Origin of the sequence: Burkholderia sp. SJZ089 (genome assembly GCF_007828315.1) — a bacterium.
GTDB lineage: Bacteria > Pseudomonadota > Gammaproteobacteria > Burkholderiales > Burkholderiaceae > Burkholderia > Burkholderia gladioli.
On the sequence record NZ_VIUM01000006.1, the window covers coordinates 1 to 20,767 of the forward strand.

Sequence of the window (20,767 nt, forward strand, 5' to 3'; positions counted from 1 at the left end):
GGCGTGGCGAAGGTGCTGCTGGCCGATGCGCCGCAACTGGCCGAGGGCCTGGCGGAGAACGTGGAAGCCACGGTGCTGAACATCGCGAAGGACTATTCGCACATCCTGGCGCCGGCCACGGCCTACGGCAAGAACGTGGCGCCGCGCATCGCGGCGAAGCTGGACGTGGCGCAGATCTCGGACATCACGGCAGTGGACAGCACCGATACCTTCGAGCGTCCGATCTACGCCGGCAACGCGATCGCGACGGTGCAGTCGAGCGATGCGATCAAGGTGATCACGGTGCGTTCGACGGGCTTCGATCCGGTGGCGGCCGAAGGCGGCAGCGCATCGGTGGAGAAGATCGAGGCGGCGGCCGACAGTGGCAAGTCGCAGTTCGTGAACCGTGAAGTGACCAAGCTCGATCGTCCGGAGCTGACCAGCGCGAACATCATCGTGTCGGGCGGCCGGGGCCTGGGCAGCGGCGAGAACTACACGAAGGTGCTGGAACCGCTGGCCGACAAGCTGTCGGCGGCGCTGGGCGCCTCGCGCGCGGCGGTCGACGCGGGCTACGTGCCGAACGATTATCAAGTGGGCCAGACGGGCAAGATCGTGGCGCCGCAGTTGTACATCGCGGTGGGCATCTCGGGTGCGATCCAGCATCTGGCCGGGATGAAGGACTCGAAGGTGATCGTGGCGATCAACAAGGACGAGGAAGCGCCGATCTTCAGCGTGGCCGACTACGGCATCGTCGGCGACCTGTTCACGGTGGTGCCGGAGCTGGTGTCCGCGCTCGGCTGAGCCGCGAGCGGCATCGCGCATCGGTGACGAGGCGCTGAGCACCACGACCAAGGGGCGCGGCAAGCGCCCCTTTTTTTACCCATAAGCAGACAGAGGAGAGGAGCACCATGAGCTATATCGCGCCCGTCAAGGACATGCTGTTCGTGATGAAGGAGCTGGCCGGCATCGACGACGTCGCGAAGCTGCCCGGCTTCGAGGATGCCGGCTTCGACACGGCGCAGGCCGTGCTCGACGAGTCGGCGAAGTTCTGCGGCGAGGTTCTGGCGCCGCTGAACGTCGAAGGCGACAAGCAGCCGAGCTCATGGAGCCAGGGCGCCGTGACGGCGACGGCCGGTTTCGGCGAGGCCTTCCGCCAGTTCGTGGCGGGCGGCTGGCAGGGGCTGCAGCATCCCACCGAGTACGACGGCCAGGGGCTGCCCAAGCTGATCGCCACGCCCTGCATCGAGATGCTGAACGCCTCGAACCTGTCCTTCGCGCTGTGCCCGCTGCTGACCGACGGCGCGATCGAGGCACTGCTGACGGCCGGCACCGACGAGCAGAAGACGCGCTACGTGCCGAAGCTGATCTCGGGCGAGTGGACCGGCACCATGAACCTGACCGAGCCGCAGGCCGGCTCCGACCTCGCGCTGGTGCGTTCGCGCGCCGAGCCGCAGGGCGACGGCAGCTACAAGGTGTTCGGCACCAAGATCTTCATCACCTGGGGCGAGCACGACATGGCGGACAACATCGTCCACCTGGTGCTGGCACGCACGCCGAGCGCACCCGAGGGCGTGAAGGGCATCTCGCTGTTCATCGTGCCGAAGTTCCTGGTCAAGGAAGACGGCAGCCTCGGCGAGCGTAACGACGTCCATTGCGTGTCGATCGAGCACAAGCTCGGCATCAAGGCGAGCCCGACTGCGGTGCTGCAATACGGCGACCACGGCGGTGCGATCGGCTACCTGGTCGGCGAGGAGAACCGCGGCCTCGAATACATGTTCATCATGATGAACGCCGCGCGCTTCGGCGTCGGCATGCAGGGCATCGGCGTGGCCGACCGCGCCTACCAGAAGGCCGCCGCGTTCGCCAAGGAGCGTGTGCAGAGCCGCCCGGTGGACGGCTCGGCCAAGCAGTCGGTCACCATCATCCATCATCCCGACGTGCGCCGCATGCTCGGCACCATGCGCGCGCTGACCGAAGGCGCCCGCGCGCTGGCCTATGTCGCCGCCGCGCATAGCGACCAGGCGCACGCGCATCCCGACGCGGCCGAGCGCGCGCGTCACCAGGCCATCTACGAATATCTGGTGCCGGTCGTGAAGGGCTGGAGCACCGAGATGGTCAACGAGGTCGCCAGCCTCGGCGTGCAGGTGCACGGCGGCATGGGCTTCATCGAGGAGACGGGCGCGGCGCAGTACTATCGCGACGCGCGCATCCTGGCGATCTACGAAGGCACCACGGCGATCCAGGCCAATGACCTGGTGGGCCGCAAGACCGTGCGCGACGGCGGCGCCGTCGCGAAGTCGCTGCTCGCCGGGATCTACGAGACCGTCGAGGCGCTCGGCGCGCAGGACACGCCGGCCTTCGCCGCGATGCGCCGCCATCTCGCCGACGGCGCGAAGTCGCTGGCGGCCGCGGTCGAGTTCGTGGTCGCCAACACCAAGGGCGATCCGAACGCGGTGTTCCTCGGCAGCGTTCCCTACCTGAAGCTGGCCGGCATCGTGCTGTGCGGCTGGCAGATGGGACGCGCGTTGCTCGCCGCGCAGGCACGGCGCGCGGACGATCCGGCCTTCCACGACGCGAAGATCGCGATCGCGCAGTTCTATGCCCAGCACGTGCTGGTGCAGGCGCCGGCGATCGCCGCGTCGATCGTCAGCGCGACCGGCCAGGACAGCGTGCTGGCGCTGACCGAGGACCAGTTCTGAGGAAGGCTGTTTCGTCCTGCCGGGGCCGGCGGCTCGGCGGGACGCAAAAATGAAGAAGGGCACCCTTGCGGGTGCCCTTCTTGCATCGAGCCGGTGCTATGCCGTGCTCAGGCGTAGGCGGGGCGCGGCTTGCCGACGGTCTCGTCGAGATAGCGGTGGACCGACAGGTCGTCGGCCTGGATCGCCGGCTTCTTGCCCGACATCAGGTCGGCCAGCAACTGGCCCGAGCCGCAGGACATGGTCCAGCCCAGCGTGCCGTGGCCGGTGTTCAGGAACAGGTTCGGCACGGGGGTGCGGCCGACGATCGGCGTGCCGTCCGGCGTCATCGGGCGCAGGCCGGTCCAGAAGCTGGCCTTCGAGGTATCGCCGCCGCCCGGGAACAGGTCGTTGACGCACATTTCGAGCGTCTCGCGACGGGCCTGGTTCAGGCGCTTGTCGAAGCCGGCGATCTCGGCCATGCCGCCCACGCGGATGCGCGAGTCGAAACGCGTGATCGCGATCTTGTAGGTCTCGTCGAGCACGGTCGATACCGGCGCGGCGGCCGCGTCGACGATCGGCGCCGTGATCGAATAACCCTTGAGCGGGTAGACCGGGATCTTGACGATGTTCGACAGGAAGCGCGTCGAATACGAGCCGAGCGCGACCACGTAGGCATCGCCGCGCACCAGTTCGCCGCCGCATTGCACGCCGGCGATCCGGCCGCCGGCGATCGCCAGTGCGTCGATCGGCGTGTTGTAGCGGAACTGCACGCCGAGCTCCTCGGCCATCGCCGCCAGGCGCGTGGTGAACAACTGGCAGTCGCCGGTTTCGTCGCCGGGCAGGCGCAGGCCGCCGGTCAGCTTGTGCGAGACCGCGGCGAGCGCCGGCTCGGCATGCTTCAACTGGTCGGCCGTCAGCAGTTCGAACGGCACGTTCGCGTCGCGCAGCACCGCGATGTCCTTCGCGGCACCGTCGAATTGCGCCTGGGTGCGGAACAGCTGCAGCGTGCCGCCGGTGCGTCCTTCGTAGGCGATGCCGGTGTCGGCGCGCAGCGCCTGGAAGCAGTCGCGGCTGTATTCGGCCAGGCGCACCATGCGGCCCTTGTTGACCGCATAACGCTCGGCGGTGCAGTTGCGCAGCATCTGCCACATCCACTGCAACTGGAAGCGCGTGCCGTCCAGACGGATCGCCAGCGGCGCATGCTTCTCGAACATCCACTTGACGGCTTTCAGTGGCACGCCGGGCGCGGCCCAGGGGGCGGCGTAGCCGGGCGAGATCTGGCCCGCGTTGGCAAAGCTCGTCTCGAGCGCGGGGCCCGCCTCGCGGTCGATCACCGTTACCTCATGGCCGGCGCGTGCCAGATAATAGGCGCTCGTCACGCCCACCACGCCGCTTCCCAGAATCACCACACGCATAGCTGCTCCAGACGAAAAAAAGCGGAACCCGCCGGGGGCGTTGCCACGCCACTGCCTGCACGTTCCGACCTGGTTTTTTTCGCTATGGTATTGTCGACGTACCAGTTTTTGTTATTGTATTTTTTCGATTTTCAGAAAAAACAGCATGAGAACTCAACGTCAACCGGTACGCGCGCTGGACAAGCTGGACCGCCGGATCCTGCGCCTGCTGCAACAGGACGGCCGCATGGCGATGAAGGACCTGGCCGAGCAGGTCGGCCTGACCGTCACGCCCTGCATCGAGCGCGTGCGCCGCATGGAGCGAGACGGCGTGATCACCGGCTATCACGCGCGCGTCGACCCGGCACAGCTTGGCGCGGCGCTGCTGGTGTTCGTCGAGATCACGCTCGACCACAAGAGCGGCAACATGTTCGAGCAGTTCCGTCGCGAGGTGATGAAGATCGACGAAGTGCTCGAGTGCCACCTGGTGTCGGGTGATTTCGACTACCTGATCAAGGCCCGCATCGGCGAGATGGCCGATTACCGCAAGCTGCTCGGCGACATTCTGCTGCAACTGCCTGGGGCCGTGCAGTCGAAGAGTTATGTGGTGATGGAGGAGATCAAGGAAACGCTGAGCATCGCCGTCGACGACTGATCGCGGCCGGCCCGCGCCCGAATCGTCGAACGGCCGGAATCCGGCTTGTCAGTGCGCGTCCGAGTACTGTATAAATACACAGTATCTGGCGCGGCAATATTTCGCTTGCGCCTGCCGTGACGAAGAGGCGTGATGAGCGATCGATCCGATACCGAATATCCGGTGGCGCCGCCCGTGCCGCGCAAGGGGCGTGGCGCCGTGGGCAACCTGCAGGGCCGCTACGAGACCGACCAGCGTGAAGGTGTCGACGACGGCTGGCTCGGCGAAGACGACGAGGCGCGTCCCGCGCTGCGCACCCAGGTGTTCGACGAGCGTGCCAAGAGCATCCTGACGCGCAACGCCTCACCCGACATCCCCTTCAATGTCTCGCTGAATCCGTATCGCGGCTGCGAGCACGGTTGTATCTACTGTTTCGCGCGGCCGACCCACAGCTACCTCGGCCTGTCGCCGGGCCTCGATTTCGAGAGTCGGATCTACGCCAAGGTCAATGCGGCGGAATTGCTGGAGCGCGAGCTCGGCAAGCGCGGCTACGTGCCCGAGCCGATCGCGCTCGGCGTCAATACCGACGCCTACCAGCCCTGCGAACGCGAGCGTCGCATCACGCGCGAGGTGATCCAGGTGATGCACGATCACGGCCAGCCCTTCGCGGCGATCACCAAGTCCTCGCTGATCGAGCGGGATCTCGACCTGCTCGCGCCGATGGCAGAACGCGGCCAGGTGATGGCGGCCGTCACGATCACCACGCTCGACGCCGATCTGGCGCGCGCGCTGGAGCCGCGCGCGGCCACGCCTTCGCGTCGGTTGCGCACGATCCGCGCGCTGGCCGAGGCGGGCGTGCCGGTCGGGGTCAGCATCGCGCCGGTGATCCCGTTCGTCACCGAGCCCGACATGGAGCGCGTGCTGGAGGCCTGCTTCGAGGCCGGCGCCACCCATGCGAGCTACATCGTGCTGCGCCTGCCCTGGGAGGTGGCGCCGCTGTTCCGCGAGTGGCTGGGCGCGCATTTCCCCGACCGGGCCGAGCGTGTGATGGCGCGGGTGCGCGACATGCGCGGCGGCAAGGACTACGAGTTCGATTTCGCCAGCCGGATGAAGGGGGAAGGATTGTGGGCCGACCTGCTGAAGCAGCGCTTCCAGAAGGCGGTCAAGCGTCTCGGGCTCAACGAGCGCACGCGCGGCATCCTCGATTTCACGCAGTTCCGCGCGCCCGAGCGGCCGAAGGCACCGGCCACGCCGCAACTGAGCCTGTTCTAGGCAGCTTGTCTCGGTTGCTTGTCTCGGCCGCTTATTGCGATAGCTCCCTGGCGGCATGTACCTGCGATTCGAAGTAGGTCTGGAACGACAGCGCCAGCGCCGTCATCAGCAGGAAGGCGCCGATCAGCAGCGAGAAGATCACCACGAAGATCACGGTCCAGCCCGAGCGACTGCTTTGCTCGCTTTGCGCATTGAATTGCGCATCCCACTTCTCGTCGGCGCGCAGCCCGTAGACGATCGCGGTCAGGAAGGCGGCGAACAGCGAGATCGCGCCGGGCACCGCCAGGCACCAGCCGAGCAGCGAGGCGCGCGCGGTGGCGACGAGCAGCAGCAGGCCCGGCACGCCCAGCACGATGCCGAGCAGGTGCGCCCAGCCGACCGGGTCGCGCTGTCCATATAGATAGAAGCGATGCGCGCCGAGCGAGCCGAACAGGAAGGCAAGGGCGGCGGCGAGGGTCTTCGAGCGGAAACGCGGCGACTGGGATGGCATGGCGGACCGGGGCAGGGGCGGCGCGAATGGGGCTTTCGAGGTTCAGGGCGGCATCGCCACCGGGGCGATGCCGTCAGCCATTCTACGATGCGATGGAGGGTCGGTCACCCGGCCGCGCTCAGTGTCCGGTATAAGTGATCCGGTAGATCGCGTTGGCGTAGTCGTCGCTGATCAGCAGCGAGCCGTCGGGCAGCGGCAGCACGTCGGCCGGGCGTCCCCAGACCTGCTCGCCCGGCTGCAGCCAGCCCTGCGCGAACACCTCCATGCGTGGCTTGCCGCCGTCCAGGCCGGTGCTCACGCGCACCACGCGGTAGCCGGACTTGCTGCTGCGGTTCCAGGAGCCGTGCTCGGCGATGAAGATTGCGTTGCGATAGTCCGCCGGGAACATCGAGCCGGTATAGAAACGCATGCCGAGCGCGGCGACGTGCGCGCCCAGCTTCAGCGCCGGCGGCGTGAAGCCGCTGCAGGGGTGGCCCTTGCCGTATTGCGGGTCGGCTACGTCGCCGGCGTGGCAATAAGGATAGCCGAAGTCGAGGCCGGCGCGCGGAGCGCGGTTCAGTTCATCGTCGGGAACGTCGTCGCCGAGTATGTCGCGGCCGTTGTCGGTGAACCAGAGTTCGTGCGTGACGGGGTGCCAGTCGAAGCCCACCGTATTGCGCACGCCGCGCGCGAAGCGCTGGTAGTCGCTGCCGTCGGCGTTCATGCGCCCGATCATCGCGTAGCGGTCGCGATCCGGTTCGCAGATGTTGCAGGGCGCGCCAACCGGAACGTAGAGCTTGCCGTCCGGCCCGAAGGCGATGAATTTCCAGCCATGCTGCCGCTCGCTCGGCAACTTGTCGGTGACGACCACGGGCTTGGGCGGCTGGTCGAGCCGCTCGTCGACGCCGTCAAGCCGCAGGATCCGCGAGATCGCGGAAATATAGAGGGCGCCGTCGCGCCAGGCCACGCCGACCGGCATCTCCAGCCCGCTGGCCACCACGTGGCGCGCGACCACGCGGCCGTCGCGAACCGTCAACGCATGCACGCTGCCTTCGGTGGAGCCCACGTACAGGATGCCGCGCGGCGACCAGGCCATTTCTCGGGCATTGGCGACATCAGCCGCGAACACCTCGGCGTGGAAGCCCGGCGGCAGCTTGAGCCGTTCGACGGGCGGCGGCGCGGCTTCGGCAAGGCTTGTTGCCAGGACGAGACAGGCGGCCAGGCAGGCGGCACCGGCGGCCCGCAGGCGCCGCCGCGCGACGGCGACGCGGCGGCTGGTAGGCGAGAGGCGTGAGGTGAGAGGTGGGACGAGGCGGGGGGCTGGAGCGCGCATGGACGATCCGGGAAGAGCGTGCGCGGCGGCACGGTCCAGCAAGTGTAGGCGCTCGGGCGGGAATCGGCAGCGGGCCGGGTTTTCGGGGCCCCGCGCTTTTTTGTACGGTAAGTGTTTGTTATGCCGTCGGTTTCCAGCTATAATCGCGTGTTTCAGCAGTTTCGAACCCGGTTTTCCGAAGGACTTCATATGGTTATCATCCGTCTGGCTCGCGGCGGCTCGAAGAAGCGCCCGTTCTACAACATCGTCGCTACCGATTCGCGCAACCGTCGTGACGGCCGTTTCATCGAGCGCGTCGGCTTCTACAACCCGGTCGCCACCAAGGGCGAATCGCTGCGTATCGCCCAGGATCGCCTGACGTACTGGCAAGGCGTTGGCGCACAACTGTCGCCGACCGTCGCCCGCCTCGTGAAGGAAGCGGCAAAGGCACAACCGGCCGCCTAAGTCATATGGCGCCGTTTTCCGGTGGTCGCGGCCGCGAGGTGGTCTGAATGTCCGGTCACGATTCATCCGGTGATGCAAAGCGCGGCACACGCGAAGCCTCCACGTTTGGCGTGTTCGTCCGCAAGCCGGCAGAGCGCGCACCCGCCAAGGGTGGCGCGAAACCGGAGGCAGCAGGTGGCAAGCCGGTCCCGAGCTCGGAAAGCCTCGCCGCGGCGCAGTCCTGGCCCGACGATGCGGTCGAGGTCGGCGCGATCGTCGATGCCTACGGCCTGAAGGGCTGGGTCAAGATCGCACCGCATGCCGGTGCCGGTCGCGGCGGCGATGCGCTGCTGAAGGCCCGTACCTGGTGGTTCGAGAAGGGCCCCGAGCGCCTGGCAGTCGGCATCACGCAATCCAAGTTCCACAGCGATACCGTCGTCGCGCATCTGGCCGGCCTGGCCGATCGCGATCAGGCGCTGGCCTTGCGTGGCTGCCGCGTCTACGTGCGTCGCGAGGATTTCCCGGCGCTCGACGCGGACGAATTCTACTGGGTCGACCTGATCGGCTTGGATGTCGTCAACGAGGCGGGTGTCGAACTCGGCCGCGTCGGCGACATGATCGACAACGGCGTGCACTCGATCATGCGGGTCGACTATCCGGCCAGCGGCAAGGATGGCAAGCCCGTGCGCGGCGAGCGGCTGATCCCGTTCGTTGGCGTGTACGTGAAGACGGTCGATCAGGCGGCGAAGCGTATCGTCGTCGATTGGGAAGCCGATTACTGAAATGAACGACGCAAAGGAGCGCGCGATGCAGTTCGATGTCGTCACGCTCTTTCCCGAGATGTTCCATGCGCTGACCGACTGGGGTATCACCAGCCGGGCCGTCAAGCAGGGGCGTTTCGGCTTGCGCACGTGGAACCCGCGCGATTTCACGACCGACAATTACCGCACGGTCGACGATCGTCCCTACGGCGGCGGCCCCGGCATGGTGATGCTGGCCAAGCCGCTGGAAGCGGCGATCGGCGCGGCGAAGGCCGCGCAGGCGGAGCAGGGGATCGCGTCCACGCGGATCGTGATGATGTCGCCGCAAGGCGCGCCGCTTACCCATGAACGGGTGGTGCGGATGGCCGACGAGCCCGGCGTGGTGCTGCTTTGCGGCCGCTACGAGGCGATCGACCAGCGTCTGCTCGATCGTTGCGTCGACGAGGAAATCAGCCTCGGCGATTTCGTGCTGTCGGGCGGTGAACTGCCGGCGATGGCCTTGATGGACGCGGTGGTGCGTCTCTTGCCCGGTGTGCTGAACGACGCGCAATCGGCCGTGCAGGACAGCTTCGTCGACGGCCTGCTCGATTGCCCGCATTACACGCGTCCCGAGGAATACGACGGCGTGCGCGTGCCCGATGTGCTGCTCGGCGGCCATCACGCGGAAATCGAGAAGTGGCGGCGCCAGGAAGCGTTGCGCAATACGTGGTTGAAGCGCCCCGACCTGATCGAACGGGCGCGCAGCCAGCAGTTGTTGAGTCGGGCCGACGAGGCCTGGCTCGCAAGTCTCGCGAAGGCCGCGAGGAAGGCCTCGACCTGAGGCGTTCCGGCGGCGCTCCGGGAACCAAGGCGGTGTCGCGCACGCGTGTGCGGCGCCAGTTGTGAATCCATCCTCTATCGGGGCCGAGTCCGGGAACGGACGGGCGCAAACGCCGACAAGATGGCATTGGGAGTCAGTAATGAATCTGATCGCAAAACTTGAGCAGGAAGAGATCGAGCGCGCGCTCGCAGGCAAGACGATCCCCGAATTCGCCCCCGGCGATACGGTGATCGTGAACGTGAACGTGGTGGAAGGTAACCGCAAGCGCGTTCAGGCTTACGAAGGCGTCGTGATCGCGAAGCGCAACCGTGGCCTCAACTCGGCTTTCATCGTCCGCAAGATTTCGTCGGGCGAAGGCGTCGAGCGTACGTTCCAGACGTACTCGCCGCTGCTCGCGAGCATCGTCGTCAAGCGTCGCGGCGATGTCCGCCGTGCCAAGCTGTACTACCTGCGTCAGCGTTCGGGCAAGTCGGCTCGAATCAAGGAAAAGCTGGTGTCGAAGGATCGCACGGCAGCTACCCAGCAAGAGCAGGCGTAAATGCTGTAAGGAAAAAGCACCCACCCGGGTGCTTTTTTTATTCCGGCGCGACAATACGGTTTCCGTCAGACTTTTCCGCGAGCACCCCGTGATACGTCGCCCGATCATCGACCCCGAAGTGCTGCCCGTCGAATCGACGGGCGCCGGCCTGCCGCGCGTTCCCGATTCGGTGCTGACGCCGGCGGGTTTGCGCGAGCGTTTCGCGCAACATCACGCGTGGACGCAGGAGCCGGCCGAGGCGCGCCTGGGCGAGCAGGGCGATCCGCGCATCGCCGCCGTGCTGGTGCCGCTGGTGGCGCGTGCCGACGGCCTTACCGTGTTGCTGACACAGCGCGCCGATCACCTGACCGACCATCCTGGGCAGATCAGTTTCCCGGGCGGGCGCCATGAACCCGGCGACGCCGATTCGACCGCCACCGCGCTGCGCGAGGCCCGCGAGGAAATCGCGCTCGACCGCGAGCACGTCGAGGTGCTGGGCGCGCTGCCCGACTACCTGACGGGCACCGGCTATCGCGTGACGCCGGTAGTCGGCATCGTGCATCCGCCCTTCACCGTGCAAGCCGACACGCTCGAGGTCGCCGAGATCTTCGAGGTGCCGCTGGCCTTCCTGATGGCACCCGAGCGTCATGAAGTGCGCTTGTTCAAGTGGGAAGGCGGCGAGCGTCGTTTTTTTGCGATGCCCTATCCGAACGGGCGCGACGACGGCCATTACTTCATCTGGGGGGCAACCGCCGGCATGTTGCGCAATCTGTACCGTTTCCTTGCCGCGCAGCCCTGAACCGATGGCCGCACGAGCCGAACCGACGAGGCGGACCCGAACCCTCGCGCGGGTCCGCTGTGCTATCGTTATGCGAAAAATCGTATAACCCAGAACGGCACGGCCTTTCGCATGACTTTCTTTTCGGTTCTCCTCGCCCTCATCATCGAGCAGGTGCGCGCGCTGTCGCCGGGTAACCCGGTCTTCGCGCTGTTCCAGTTCCATGCGGAAACCGCGGCGCATGGTTTCGACGCCGGCAAGAAGAAGCATGGCGTGCTGGCCTGGCTGGTGGTGGTGGTGCCCTGGGTGCTGGCGGTCGCGCTGGTCTACTACCTGCTGTTCAAGCTCAGCTTCGCGTTTGCCTTCGTCTGGAACGTGGTGGTGGTCTATTTCACGCTCGGCTTTCGCCAGTTCAGCCATTACTTCACCGACATCCATCTCGCCCTCAACAACGACGACGTGCCGCGCGCGCGTGAGGTGCTGGCTGAATGGACCGGCCTGGACACGGTCGACATGCCGGTCGGCGAGATCGTCCGTCATACGCTGATCCACGCCGTGGTGGCCTCGCACCGGCACGTGTTCGGCGTGTTCTTCTGGTTCGTGCTGCCGTTCGGCCCGGCCGGCGCGGTGCTGTACCGGATCGCCGAATACCTGTCGCGCAGCTGGTCGGTGCCGACCGACGATCGCACCGAGGCGTTCTCGAATTTCGCGCAGCGCGCCTTCTTCGTGATCGACTGGATTCCCTCGCGGCTGACCGCGCTGGGTTTCGCCATCGTCGGCAATTTCGAGGATGCGATCTACGCCTGGCGCAACCATACGCGCCAATGGCCCGATTCGAACGACGGCGTGCTGCTGGCCTCCGGCAGCGGTGCGCTGGGCGCGCGGCTGGCCGGTCCGCTGGCCGAGCCTTCCAGCGTCGATGCCCTGTCGGTGGGCGACAGCGGCCCGCTGTCGGTCGGCGACGACTGCACGCCGCGCACCCTGCAATCGGCGGTCGGCCTGGTCTGGCGCGCCGTGATCCTTTGGATGATCCTGCTGCTGATGCTCACGCTCGCCGTCTGGGTGTCCTGAGCACCAGGACGACGATGGCCGGGAGGCGGCAGCGCCTCCCCAACGAAAAAGCCGGCTCACGCGAAGCCGGCTTTTTCGTTTCCGGGCCGCCGGTCGAGCCGGCCCTCAATCCGCCGGCCCGGCTTCCTCGTCACGCGGATCGCGGGTTCGCCCGCAATGCCAGCAGGCCGTGAACTGCGCGTCGAGCACCTCGCCGCAGCCGCCGCAGCGCCAGCGCGTCGCGCCCGCCGGCGGTCCCGAGCGCGCTGCCTCGAGGATGCGCCGCGCCAGCGCCGTGTCGCGCTCGTCGTGCAGCCAGATCTCGGGCGCGCACTGATCGGGCGGCAGCCCGCCCAGCGCGCCGGTGGCGAAGCGATTGTGCAACTCGCAGCCGATCCCGGCCGCGTCCAGCACATTGACCCAGTGGTGGGCGGTGGCGAGGTCGGGGGCGGTGAAGCGCATCGACGCGAGGCGGGCGGGGCGGGCAGCGTGTGCCTTCAGCGCACGATCTGGCTGGCCTCGTGGACCAGTTGCGCGTACAGCGCATGACGCGATTTCGCGATCCGCCCATCCTCGACGGCCGCCAGGATCGCGCAGCCCGGCTCGTGCAGGTGATGGCAGTTGTAGAAGCGGCAATCGGCCAGCAGCGGCCGGAATTCCGGGAAGGCGCGCTCGAACTGGCCTTCGGTCAGGTGGTAGAGCCCGAACTCCTGGAAACCCGGTGAATCGATCAGGGCGCCGCCGTCGGCGAGCGGATAGAGCCGCGTGAAGGTGGTGGTATGGCGGCCGCTGTTCAGCGCCGCCGAGATCTCGCGCGTGGCGGCCTCGGCCTCGGGCACGATCAGGTTCACCAGGGTCGACTTGCCCATCCCCGACTGGCCCAGCAGGATCGTCGAATGGCCGGCCAGGCGCGGCATCAATTGTTCGAGCGTTGCCTCGGGCGCGCCCTTCACCGACAGCTCGACCACGTCGTAGCCGAGCTCGCGATACGGCGCGAGCCGCTCGCGCGCCACCGGCAGCGCGGCCTCGACGTCGATCTTGTTGAGCACCACGATCGGTTTGAGCTGGTTCGCCTCGGCCGCGATCAGCGCGCGGCCGAGCAGGTCCTCGCTGAAATACGGCTCGGTGGCCAGCACGATCAGCAACTGGTCGAGATTGGCCGCGAACAGCTTGGACTTGAACTGATCGGAGCGATAGAGCAGGTTGCGGCGCGTCTCGATCTCGACGATCACGCCCTGGTCGGCCGAGCTGCGCTCGTAGACGACCCGGTCGCCCACCGCCACCTCGCTCTTCTTGCCCCGCGGGAAGCACTGCAGCATCGGCCCGCCGTCGGCCGGCGCGACCAGGTAATGGCGCCCGTGCGCGGCGATCACGCGGCCGCCGAGGCGCTCGGCGCCGCCCTTGGCCGGACGAGCCGGCGTTTGCTGACGGCCGCGCGTCATGCCGGGCGCAGCAGTCGATCGATCCGCTGCGAGGCGGGCGGATGCGAGTAGTAGAAGGCGGTATAGACGGGGTCGGGCGTCAGCGTCGAGGCGTTGTCCTCGTAGAGCTTCACGAGCGCGTTGACGAGGTCCTGCCGGTCGGTCTGGCTGGCCGCGAAGGCATCGGCCTCGAACTCGTGCTTGCGCGAGCTCATGCTGCTCAGCGGCGTGACGAAGAACAGGAACACCGGCACCGCCAGGAAGAACAGCGTCAGCGCGAGGCCGGCGTTGCTGCCCGCCATCGAAGGCAGGGCCCCCAGCCCGGTATAGAACCAGGTGCGCCCGGCGAGCCAGCCCAGCAGGGCCAGCAGCGCGAGGCTCAGCACGAAGGTGACCAGCATGCGCTTGACGATGTGGCGGCGCTTGAAGTGGCCCAGCTCATGGGCCAGCACCGCCTCGATCTCGCTGCCCGACAGGCGCGCCAGCAGCGTGTCGAAGAACACGATGCGCTTGGCGGCGCCGAAGCCGGTGAAGTAGGCGTTGCCGTGCGCGGAGCGGCGGCTGCCGTCCATCACGAACAGGCCCTTGGCCGCGAAGCCGCAGCGCTTCATCAGGCCCTCGATGCGCGCGCGCAGCGCCTCGTCGCCGAGCGGCTCGAACTTGTTGAACAGCGGCGCGATGAAGCTCGGGTACAGCACCAGCACCAGCATCTGGAAGGCGACCCAGACGATCCAGGTCCACAGCCACCAGAGCGGGCCGGCGCGGTTCATCAGCCACAGCACCACGAACAGCAGCGGCAGGCCGAGCAGGGCGCCGACCGCGGTATTGCGGGCCAGGTCGGCGAAGAACAGCTTGCGCGTCATGCGGTTGAAGCCGAAGCGGCCCTCGATGCCGAACTGGCGCACGTAGTCGAAGGGGATCTCGACGGCGCTGGTGATCAGCAGCACGGCCGCGATCAGCAGGATCTGCTGACCGTAGCCGCCGCCGAGCCAGCCGCGCAGCGCGTGGTCGATCGCGCCGACGCCGCCGAACAGCGTCAGCGCGATCAGCAGCACCGCGCCGGCGACGATCTGCAGCATGGTCAGCCGGGTGCGCGCGACCGTGTAGTCGGCGGCGCGTTGGTGCGCGGTGAGCGGGATGGTGTCGCGGAACTGGGCGGGCACCGCGCCGCGATGGGCGGCCACGAAGCGGATCTGGCGCGTGGCGAGCCAGAGCTTGGTGCCGACCATCGCGAGGATGGCGGCGGCGAACAGCAGGGTGAACGGGTAGGCGGACATCGGGGGAGGCCAGTGGCCAGTGGTATCTATGCGAGAATTATATGTTCTTGCGGTCGGGGCCCGCTCATCGGACCTCGAACAGGCTTCGGCCGCCATGGCAGGGCGCTCGCCGCTGCCGATCTTCCAGGAAAACCGTATGACCGAACTCCCCGAATCCGCCGGCCAGGCCACGCTCGTGCGCAACGAGCTCAATCTCGTCTGGCTCGACATGGAAATGACGGGTTTGAACCCGGATAGCGACCGCATCATCGAGATCGCCGTTGTCGTCACCAACTCGACGCTCGACAAGGTCGTGGAAGGCCCGGTGCTGGCGATCCACCAGAGCGACGAGACGCTCGCCAGGATGGATGCCTGGAACCAGTCGACGCACGGCCGTTCGGGCCTGATCGACCGCGTGCGTGCCTCCACCGTGAGCGAGGCCGAGGCGGCCGCGCAGATCCAGGCTTTCCTCGCGCAATACGTGTCGCCGGGCAAGTCGCCGATGTGCGGCAACTCGATCTGCCAGGACCGCCGCTTCATGGCGCGCTGGATGCCCGAGCTGGAAAGCTTCTTCCACTACCGCAACCTCGACGTCAGCACCCTCAAGGAGCTGTGCCGCCGCTGGCAACCGGCGATCTACAAGGGGTTCCAGAAGCGCGCGATGCATACCGCGCTGGCCGACATCCACGAGTCGATCGACGAGCTCAAGTACTACCGCGAGCATTTCCTGATTCCGGCGGCCAGCGCCGGTACCGCGGACGCCTGAGCCGGGCGGGGCGGCCGAATGGCCGCTTTGACGGCCTTCAGGCTTCGCGCGGCGGTCGCTGCGCGCTCTTGGGCCGGAACGCGGCCGTCACGTCCGCGCGCGTCTCGATGTAGGGGCCGCCGATCAGGTCGATGCAATAGGGCACGGCGGCGAAGATGCCCGGCACCACTACCTTGCCGGCCTCGTCGCGCAAGCCTTCCAGCGTTTCCTTGATCGATTTCGGCTGCCCCGGCAGGTTGATCACGAGCGCGGCATGATCGGCCGTCTCGCGGATCACCGCCACCTGCCGCGACAGGATCGCGGTCGGCACGAAGCGCAGGCTGATCTGGCGCATCTGTTCGCCGAAACCCGGCATTTCGCGGGTCGCCACCGCCAGCGTGGCTTCCGGCGTCACGTCGCGGCGCGCCGGGCCGGTGCCGCCGGTGGTCAGCACCAGGTCACAGCCGGCCACGTCGACCAGCTCGACCAGGGTGGCCGAGATCAGCGGCGCCTCGTCGGCGATCAATCGCGTCTCGGCCCGCCAGGGCGAGACCAGCGCGCCGCCGAGCCAGGCCTCCAGCGCCGGGATGCCCTGGTCCTGGTAGTCGCCGCGGCTGGCGCGGTCGCTGATCGAGACCAGGCCGACGATCAGTTCGTCGGGGTGCTTACGATTCGTCGTCATCGTGCTCGGCTTCGTCGTCATGCTCGCCTTCGCCCTCGGCATCCTCGCCGGGCTTGCCGCTGACGGTCTTGATCCACTGGAACAGCTCGCGGAAATAGCGCGGCGGCTTGCCGAGCTGGGCTTCCTTGCGAGTGTTGCGGATCAGGGTGCGGCCTTCCTGGGCGTCGGCGGCCGGGTAGTCGCGGATGAAGCGCGTGAGCGCCTCGTCGTCGGCGAGCAACTGGTCGCGGGTGCGCTCGATCCAGTGCAGGCGCGCGGTGGCGGCCTTGTTCACGCCGCGCTGCGTGTCGAGCGCGGTGCGCAGCGCCTCGATCTCGGGCTCGGTCAGCGAGCGCATGACCTTGCCGATGTACTGCATCTGGCGGCGCTTGCCTTCGTGGTCGGTGATGCGGCGTGCCTCGCGCACGGCATCATTGAGATCTTCCGGCATCGGCATGCGCTTGAGGGCGTCCTTGGGCAGTTCGACCAGGTCGCGCCCGAGCTGCTGCAGCGCGTGCATCTCGCGTTTCAGCTGGGATTTGCTGGGGCGATCGTAGCCATGGTCGGCGTCGTCGTCGCCATGCTCGATCGATTGGATACGGGTTTTGCGGTTCATGGGCGAGATTGTATCGCGGCGCGGGCCCCGGCCGGTCGCGCGATCGTTCCGGGCAGGGGCGGGGCCTGGATAGGTAGCCGGCGCCGGACCTTGCTATGATCGCGGGATACGCCTATTTCGAACCACGCGGGCGACCCGCCCGCCACCGGACAACACGACGATGCCTGCTCACACCGACGCACCCGCGCGCCATTTTCCGCACACCCAGGAGCAACTGAAAGAAATCGCCTCGGACATCCTGCGGCACGCGAAGGCGCTCGGCGCGTCCGACGCGGCGACCGAAATCTCGGAAGGCGATGGCCTGTCGGTGTCGGTGCGGCGTGGCGAAGTCGAGACCATCGAACACAATCGCGACAAGATGGTCGGCGTCACGGTGTTCATCGGCAAGAAGCGCGGCAATGCCAGCACCTCGGACTTCTCCCCGGCCGCGCTGAAGGACACCGTGGCGGCCGCCTACAACATCGCGCGCTTCACGGCCGAGGACGAGGCGGCGGGCCTGGCCGAGGCCGAACTGCTCGAGACCGAGCCGCGCGACCTCGATCTCTACCATCCCTGGGCGCTGTCGGCCGACGAGGCCGTCGAGATCGCGCGCCGCTCGGAGGACGCCGCCTTCGCGGTGAGCCCGCAGATCCGCAATTCCGAGGGCGCGAGCGTCTCGGCCCAGCATTCGCAGTTCGTGCTGGCCACCTCGCGCGGTTTCCTCGCCGGTTATCCCTATTCACGCCACTACGTGGCCTGCGCGCCGATCGCCGGCAGCGGCCGCCACATGCAGCGCGACGACTGGTACAGCTCCAAGCGCAACGCCGACGACCTCGCCGCGCCCGAGGCGGTCGGCCGTTACGCCGCCGAGCGCGCGCTGGCCCGCATGGGCTCGCGCCGGCTCGATACGCGCAAGGTGCCGGTGCTGTTCGAGGCGCCGCTCGCGGCCGGGCTGCTCGGCGCCTTCGTGCAGGCCACCAGCGGCGGCGCGCTGTACCGCAAGACCAGCTTCCTGGTCGACTGCCTCGGCAAGCCGGTGTTCGCCCCGCACGTGCAGGTGGTCGAGGATCCGCATTTGCCGCGCGCGATGGGCAGCGCGCCGTTCGACGAGGAAGGCGTGCGCACGCGCGCGCGCAGCGTGGTCAAGGACGGCGTGGTGGAAGGCTACTTCCTGTCGACCTACTCGGCTCGCAAGCTCGGCACGCAGACCACCGGCAACGCCGGCGGCTCGCACAACCTCGCGCTGCGCAGCACGAACACGCGTGCCGGCGACGATTTCGACGCGATGCTCAAGAAGCTCGGCACCGGCCTGCTGCTGACCGAGTTGATGGGGCAGGGCGTGAACTACGTGACGGGCGACTACTCGCGCGGCGCGGCCGGCTTCTGGGTCGAGAACGGCGTGATCCAGTACCCGGTGGAGGAGATCACGGTGGCGAGCACGCTGCAGGAGATGTTCCGCCACATCGTCGCGATCGGCGCCGACACCATCGTGCGCGGCACCAAGGAAATCGGTTCGGTGCTGATCGAGCAGATGACGATCGCGGGGCAGTGAGCCCGCGGCGGGCAGCCGCCCGCCAGCCTTGAACGAAAACGGCGCCGCTCGATGCGGCGCCGTTTTTTGTGGGCGCGGCGCGGCCTCAGGCCGGGGCCAGGCGCGTGTAGCTGACGAAGGCGTAGTCGAAATCGTTGGGCGCGCCGGCATGATGCGCCTCGCGCGAGACTTCGCGCCAGCGGGCCGGATCCGGTGCCGGGAAGGCGGCGTCGCCCTCGAAATCGGCGTCGATCTCGGTGACGATCAGCTTGTCGGCCTGGCCGAGCCCTTCGGCATAGAGTTGCGCGCCGCCGATCAGGAAAGCCTCGGCCGCGCCGTCGCGCGCGGCCACGGCCAGCGCCTCGGCCAGCGAGCCGACCGTGTCGCAGCCCTCGAAACGGCGTGCCGCATCACGCGTGACCACGATGTTGCGGCGCCCCGGCAGGGGGCGGCCGATCGATTCGTGGGTCTTGCGGCCCATCACGATCGGCGCGCCCATGGTGGTGCGCTTGAAGAAGGCCAGGTCCTCGGGAAGCTTCCAGGGGAGCTGGTTGTCACGGCCGATCACGCCATTGCGGGCGCGCGCGACGATCAGGGTCAGGGTGGTCATGACGATATCCGGAGCAGGCTGCAAAGCGAGCGATTCTACCGGATCGCCTGCCGCGGCAAGGCTCGCGCGGCCTGTTCGGGCTTCATCGACCGCTGGGTTCATTCAGCGACGAGGCGGCTGCCCTGGGCCGTCGTCCCCGCCGTCGTCTTCGCGAGACGCGTCGGGGCCTCCCTGGCCGGAAGCCGTTGCGTCGTCGGCTATCCCATCGGCCTTCCCGCCGCCCATCGTCTCGCCCGGCCCCGGCGCCTCATGGCCGTCGTCGTTCGCGCCGCGCGGCAGGTCGCCATGGGCCATCTCGCGCAGGCCATGGGCGTCCATCAGCCGGTACAGCGTGGCGCGCGAGATGCCGAGTTCGAGCGCCGCGTCGGTCAGTCGATGGCGATGGCGCAGCAGGGCGGCCTCGATCGCGCGGCGCTCGGCGCTCTCGCGCGCGTCGGCGAGCGTGACGGCCTGCTGCGAGGCGTAGTCGCCGAGATCGAGGTCCATCGCCGACAGCAGCCGCCCGTCGGCCATCACGATCGCGCGCCGCACCCGGTTGATCAGCTCGCGCACGTTGCCGGGCCAGGGATAGCGGCGCATCGCGTCGAGCGCGCATTCGGTGAAGCCGTGGATGCGCCGCACCCCGTCGCCGCCGAACTTGCGCAGCACATGGCGCGCCAGCAGGTCGATATCGCCGCCACGCTCGCGCAGCGGCGGTTCGTCGACGCGCAGCACGCACAGCCGATGATAGAGGTCGGCGCGGAAGCGTCCGTCGCGCACCGCCGCCTCGAGATCGACATGGGTGGCGCACAGCACGCGCACGTCGACGGCGATCGACTCGCGCGCGCCGAGGCGCTCGATGCGGCCTTCCTGCAGGAAGCGCAGCAGGCCGGCCTGGCTGTCGACCGGCATGTCGCCGATCTCGTCGAGGAACAGCGTGCCGCCATGCGCGGCCTCGACCCGGCCGATCTTGCGCTGGGTCGCGCCGGTGAAGGCGCCGCGCTCATAGCCGAACAGTTCCGATTGCAGCAGCGTGTGGGGGATCGCGCCGCAGTTGATGGCGACGAACGGAGCCTTGCGGCGCGCCGAGCGCTCGTGGATCGCCACCGCGGTGAGCTCCTTGCCGGTGCCCGATTCGCCGGCGATGAACACGGGCGCGTCGGTCGAGGCGACCTTGCGGATGGTGCGGAACAACTGCTGCATGGCTTCGCAACTGCCCACCATCTGCTCGTCGCCGCCCGCCGCCGCGGCCGTCGGCGGCTCGGATTCGCCCAGCGCGGTCATGCCGTAGGCATGGCCGACCAGGTAGTCGAGCGTGGCGGGCGGCGCCGGGTGCCTGACGTAATCGAAGCAGTACTGACGGATCAGCTGCCTGACGGCCGGCTCGTCCAGGCGGGCCTCGCCGGTCAGGGCGATCCAGCCGATCCGCGGCTGGCGCAGCCCACGTTCGAGCGCGGCCAGTTCGCGCGGCGCGAAGGCATCGAGATCGACGATGCCGGCGCTGGTGGCGTCCTGCCCCGGGCGCCGGACGGTGTCCTGCGCGGAGCGGCAGACCTGGACCTGCCAGCCGCGCGCGCGCAGGTGGGCGACCAGCGCGGCATCGGGCGTGCGCGACAGATAGACGAGCGGACGCATCACGGACTCCGCGGGAACGATCGGCGGCGGCGCGATGAACGGGCCGGCCGACAGCGAGGTGTCGGAGTCGAGCATCATCGGGTCCGGCGGCCAGGGTGCGGGTGCGGCGTGGCCCGTCCGCGAGAGCGGGGCTCGATACGCGCGAATGCCTTGCGGCGTGCCATGGCCATGGCGGTGCTCCCGTTATGGAATGCCTCGCCGCGCGCGGCCCGGGAGCCGTCGCGAC

The 20,767-nt window shown here is 68.1% G+C and carries 22 protein-coding genes; 12 read left to right on the top strand and 10 right to left on the bottom strand.

Annotated elements, in window-relative coordinates; genetic code table 11:
- A partial coding sequence (locus tag FB600_RS12440) for an electron transfer flavoprotein subunit alpha/FixB family protein (RefSeq protein ID WP_145756951.1) occupies positions 1–780 on the top strand: 780 nt, incomplete at its 5' end.
- A gap of 107 nt (positions 781–887) precedes the next feature.
- Complete coding sequence (locus FB600_RS12445; RefSeq protein ID WP_145756950.1) at positions 888–2,678, top strand: acyl-CoA dehydrogenase; 1,791 nt, start codon at positions 888–890, stop codon at positions 2,676–2,678.
- A gap of 107 nt (positions 2,679–2,785) precedes the next feature.
- Here the strand turns inward: FB600_RS12445 and FB600_RS12450 are convergent, their stop codons facing one another.
- A complete protein-coding gene (locus FB600_RS12450) occupies positions 2,786–4,072 on the bottom strand; it encodes a D-amino acid dehydrogenase (RefSeq protein WP_098181231.1) in 1,287 nt (428 codons plus the stop codon).
- A gap of 145 nt (positions 4,073–4,217) precedes the next feature.
- Between FB600_RS12450 and FB600_RS12455 the strand changes: the two genes are divergently transcribed.
- The gene (locus FB600_RS12455; protein WP_013697018.1) at positions 4,218–4,706 is read left to right on the top strand and encodes an Lrp/AsnC ligand binding domain-containing protein; all 489 of its coding nucleotides are present in this window, start codon (positions 4,218–4,220) and stop codon (positions 4,704–4,706) included.
- A 132-nt stretch (positions 4,707–4,838) separates the two neighbouring features.
- Positions 4,839–5,957, top strand: a complete 1,119-nt coding sequence (locus FB600_RS12460) for a PA0069 family radical SAM protein (RefSeq protein WP_145756949.1) — start codon at positions 4,839–4,841, stop codon at positions 5,955–5,957.
- A gap of 31 nt (positions 5,958–5,988) precedes the next feature.
- Here FB600_RS12460 and FB600_RS12465 read toward each other — a convergent pair whose 3' ends face one another.
- Together FB600_RS12465 and FB600_RS12470 are read right to left on the bottom strand one after the other, a co-directional pair.
- On the bottom strand, positions 5,989–6,447 hold the full coding sequence (locus tag FB600_RS12465) for an NINE protein (RefSeq protein WP_098154418.1): 459 nt from the start codon (positions 6,445–6,447) through the stop codon (positions 5,989–5,991).
- A 118-nt stretch (positions 6,448–6,565) separates the two neighbouring features.
- Positions 6,566–7,759, bottom strand: coding sequence for a PQQ-dependent sugar dehydrogenase (locus FB600_RS12470; protein ID WP_145756948.1), 1,194 nt, complete (start codon positions 7,757–7,759; stop codon positions 6,566–6,568).
- A gap of 189 nt (positions 7,760–7,948) precedes the next feature.
- On the opposite strand from FB600_RS12470, the gene rpsP reads away from it, so the two are divergent.
- The 6 genes from rpsP to FB600_RS12500 all read left to right on the top strand — a co-directional run bounded on the left by rpsP (position 7,949) and on the right by FB600_RS12500 (position 12,129).
- Complete coding sequence (rpsP, locus tag FB600_RS12475) at positions 7,949–8,203, top strand: 30S ribosomal protein S16 (protein ID WP_013697022.1); 255 nt, start codon at positions 7,949–7,951, stop codon at positions 8,201–8,203.
- 47 nt (positions 8,204–8,250) lie between these two features.
- Positions 8,251–8,964, top strand: a complete 714-nt coding sequence (rimM, locus tag FB600_RS12480; protein ID WP_145756947.1) for a ribosome maturation factor RimM — start codon at positions 8,251–8,253, stop codon at positions 8,962–8,964.
- 1 nt (position 8,965) lies between these two features.
- Entirely contained in the window at positions 8,966–9,763 is a 798-nt protein-coding gene (trmD, locus tag FB600_RS12485) for a tRNA (guanosine(37)-N1)-methyltransferase TrmD (protein WP_098154414.1), read from the top strand.
- Between the two features lie 139 nt (positions 9,764–9,902).
- Positions 9,903–10,301 (top strand): 50S ribosomal protein L19, encoded by a 399-nt coding sequence (gene rplS, locus FB600_RS12490; RefSeq protein ID WP_013697025.1) that lies wholly within the window; start codon positions 9,903–9,905, stop codon positions 10,299–10,301.
- 88 nt (positions 10,302–10,389) lie between these two features.
- Positions 10,390–11,079: a CoA pyrophosphatase gene (locus tag FB600_RS12495; RefSeq protein ID WP_046576571.1), complete on the top strand. Its 690-nt coding sequence runs from the start codon at positions 10,390–10,392 to the stop codon at positions 11,077–11,079.
- A 111-nt stretch (positions 11,080–11,190) separates the two neighbouring features.
- Positions 11,191–12,129, top strand: a complete 939-nt coding sequence (locus tag FB600_RS12500; RefSeq protein ID WP_013697027.1) for a CobD/CbiB family protein — start codon at positions 11,191–11,193, stop codon at positions 12,127–12,129.
- A 105-nt stretch (positions 12,130–12,234) separates the two neighbouring features.
- Here FB600_RS12500 and FB600_RS12505 read toward each other — a convergent pair whose 3' ends face one another.
- From FB600_RS12505 to FB600_RS12515, 3 genes are read right to left on the bottom strand one after another with little or no spacing between them, the layout of a single operon-like run.
- On the bottom strand, positions 12,235–12,570 hold the full coding sequence (locus FB600_RS12505) for a DUF2007 domain-containing protein (RefSeq protein WP_013697028.1): 336 nt from the start codon (positions 12,568–12,570) through the stop codon (positions 12,235–12,237).
- Between the two features lie 35 nt (positions 12,571–12,605).
- On the bottom strand, positions 12,606–13,550 hold the full coding sequence (gene rsgA / locus FB600_RS12510; protein ID WP_013697029.1) for a ribosome small subunit-dependent GTPase A: 945 nt from the start codon (positions 13,548–13,550) through the stop codon (positions 12,606–12,608).
- Positions 13,547–14,806, bottom strand: a complete 1,260-nt coding sequence (locus FB600_RS12515) for a M48 family metallopeptidase (protein WP_025099003.1) — start codon at positions 14,804–14,806, stop codon at positions 13,547–13,549. The genes rsgA and FB600_RS12515 overlap by 4 nt, the downstream gene beginning before the upstream one ends.
- 136 nt (positions 14,807–14,942) lie before the next feature.
- Here FB600_RS12515 and orn point away from each other — a divergent pair, with 136 nt between their 5' ends.
- Complete coding sequence (gene orn, locus FB600_RS12520) at positions 14,943–15,551, top strand: oligoribonuclease (protein WP_096750649.1); 609 nt, start codon at positions 14,943–14,945, stop codon at positions 15,549–15,551.
- A 37-nt stretch (positions 15,552–15,588) separates the two neighbouring features.
- Here the strand turns inward: orn and mog are convergent, their stop codons facing one another.
- Positions 15,589–16,212: a molybdopterin adenylyltransferase gene (gene mog / locus FB600_RS12525; RefSeq protein WP_013697032.1), complete on the bottom strand. Its 624-nt coding sequence runs from the start codon at positions 16,210–16,212 to the stop codon at positions 15,589–15,591.
- A complete protein-coding gene (yjgA, locus tag FB600_RS12530; protein WP_013697033.1) occupies positions 16,196–16,807 on the bottom strand; it encodes a ribosome biogenesis factor YjgA in 612 nt (203 codons plus the stop codon). Before yjgA ends, mog begins: the two co-directional genes overlap by 17 nt.
- A 160-nt stretch (positions 16,808–16,967) precedes the next feature.
- Here yjgA and pmbA point away from each other — a divergent pair, with 160 nt between their 5' ends.
- Positions 16,968–18,338, top strand: coding sequence for a metalloprotease PmbA (pmbA, locus tag FB600_RS12535; RefSeq protein WP_096749520.1), 1,371 nt, complete (start codon positions 16,968–16,970; stop codon positions 18,336–18,338).
- An 85-nt stretch (positions 18,339–18,423) separates the two neighbouring features.
- On the opposite strand, the gene FB600_RS12540 is transcribed toward pmbA, so the two are convergent.
- The gene (locus tag FB600_RS12540; protein ID WP_013697035.1) at positions 18,424–18,927 is read right to left on the bottom strand and encodes a dihydrofolate reductase; all 504 of its coding nucleotides are present in this window, start codon (positions 18,925–18,927) and stop codon (positions 18,424–18,426) included.
- A 102-nt stretch (positions 18,928–19,029) separates the two neighbouring features.
- Positions 19,030–20,616, bottom strand: a complete 1,587-nt coding sequence (locus tag FB600_RS12545; RefSeq protein WP_261383379.1) for a sigma-54 dependent transcriptional regulator — start codon at positions 20,614–20,616, stop codon at positions 19,030–19,032.
- Between the last annotated feature and the right edge of the window lie 151 nt (positions 20,617–20,767).

Coding starts and splice junctions, on each gene's coding strand:
- FB600_RS12445 (WP_145756950.1), top strand. CDS start 888: ATGAGCTATATCGCGCCCGTCAAGGACATGCTGTTCGTGATGAAGGAG.
- FB600_RS12450 (WP_098181231.1), bottom strand. CDS start 4,072: ATGCGTGTGGTGATTCTGGGAAGCGGCGTGGTGGGCGTGACGAGCGCC.
- FB600_RS12455 (WP_013697018.1), top strand. CDS start 4,218: ATGAGAACTCAACGTCAACCGGTACGCGCGCTGGACAAGCTGGACCGC.
- FB600_RS12460 (WP_145756949.1), top strand. CDS start 4,839: ATGAGCGATCGATCCGATACCGAATATCCGGTGGCGCCGCCCGTGCCG.
- FB600_RS12465 (WP_098154418.1), bottom strand. CDS start 6,447: ATGCCATCCCAGTCGCCGCGTTTCCGCTCGAAGACCCTCGCCGCCGCC.
- FB600_RS12470 (WP_145756948.1), bottom strand. CDS start 7,759: ATGCGCGCTCCAGCCCCCCGCCTCGTCCCACCTCTCACCTCACGCCTC.
- rpsP (WP_013697022.1), top strand. CDS start 7,949: ATGGTTATCATCCGTCTGGCTCGCGGCGGCTCGAAGAAGCGCCCGTTC.
- rimM (WP_145756947.1), top strand. CDS start 8,251: ATGTCCGGTCACGATTCATCCGGTGATGCAAAGCGCGGCACACGCGAA.
- trmD (WP_098154414.1), top strand. CDS start 8,966: ATGAACGACGCAAAGGAGCGCGCGATGCAGTTCGATGTCGTCACGCTC.
- rplS (WP_013697025.1), top strand. CDS start 9,903: ATGAATCTGATCGCAAAACTTGAGCAGGAAGAGATCGAGCGCGCGCTC.
- FB600_RS12500 (WP_013697027.1), top strand. CDS start 11,191: ATGACTTTCTTTTCGGTTCTCCTCGCCCTCATCATCGAGCAGGTGCGC.
- FB600_RS12505 (WP_013697028.1), bottom strand. CDS start 12,570: ATGCGCTTCACCGCCCCCGACCTCGCCACCGCCCACCACTGGGTCAAT.
- rsgA (WP_013697029.1), bottom strand. CDS start 13,550: ATGACGCGCGGCCGTCAGCAAACGCCGGCTCGTCCGGCCAAGGGCGGC.
- FB600_RS12515 (WP_025099003.1), bottom strand. CDS start 14,806: ATGTCCGCCTACCCGTTCACCCTGCTGTTCGCCGCCGCCATCCTCGCG.
- orn (WP_096750649.1), top strand. CDS start 14,943: ATGACCGAACTCCCCGAATCCGCCGGCCAGGCCACGCTCGTGCGCAAC.
- mog (WP_013697032.1), bottom strand. CDS start 16,212: ATGACGACGAATCGTAAGCACCCCGACGAACTGATCGTCGGCCTGGTC.
- yjgA (WP_013697033.1), bottom strand. CDS start 16,807: ATGAACCGCAAAACCCGTATCCAATCGATCGAGCATGGCGACGACGAC.
- pmbA (WP_096749520.1), top strand. CDS start 16,968: ATGCCTGCTCACACCGACGCACCCGCGCGCCATTTTCCGCACACCCAG.
- FB600_RS12540 (WP_013697035.1), bottom strand. CDS start 18,927: ATGACCACCCTGACCCTGATCGTCGCGCGCGCCCGCAATGGCGTGATC.
- FB600_RS12545 (WP_261383379.1), bottom strand. CDS start 20,616: ATGCTCGACTCCGACACCTCGCTGTCGGCCGGCCCGTTCATCGCGCCG.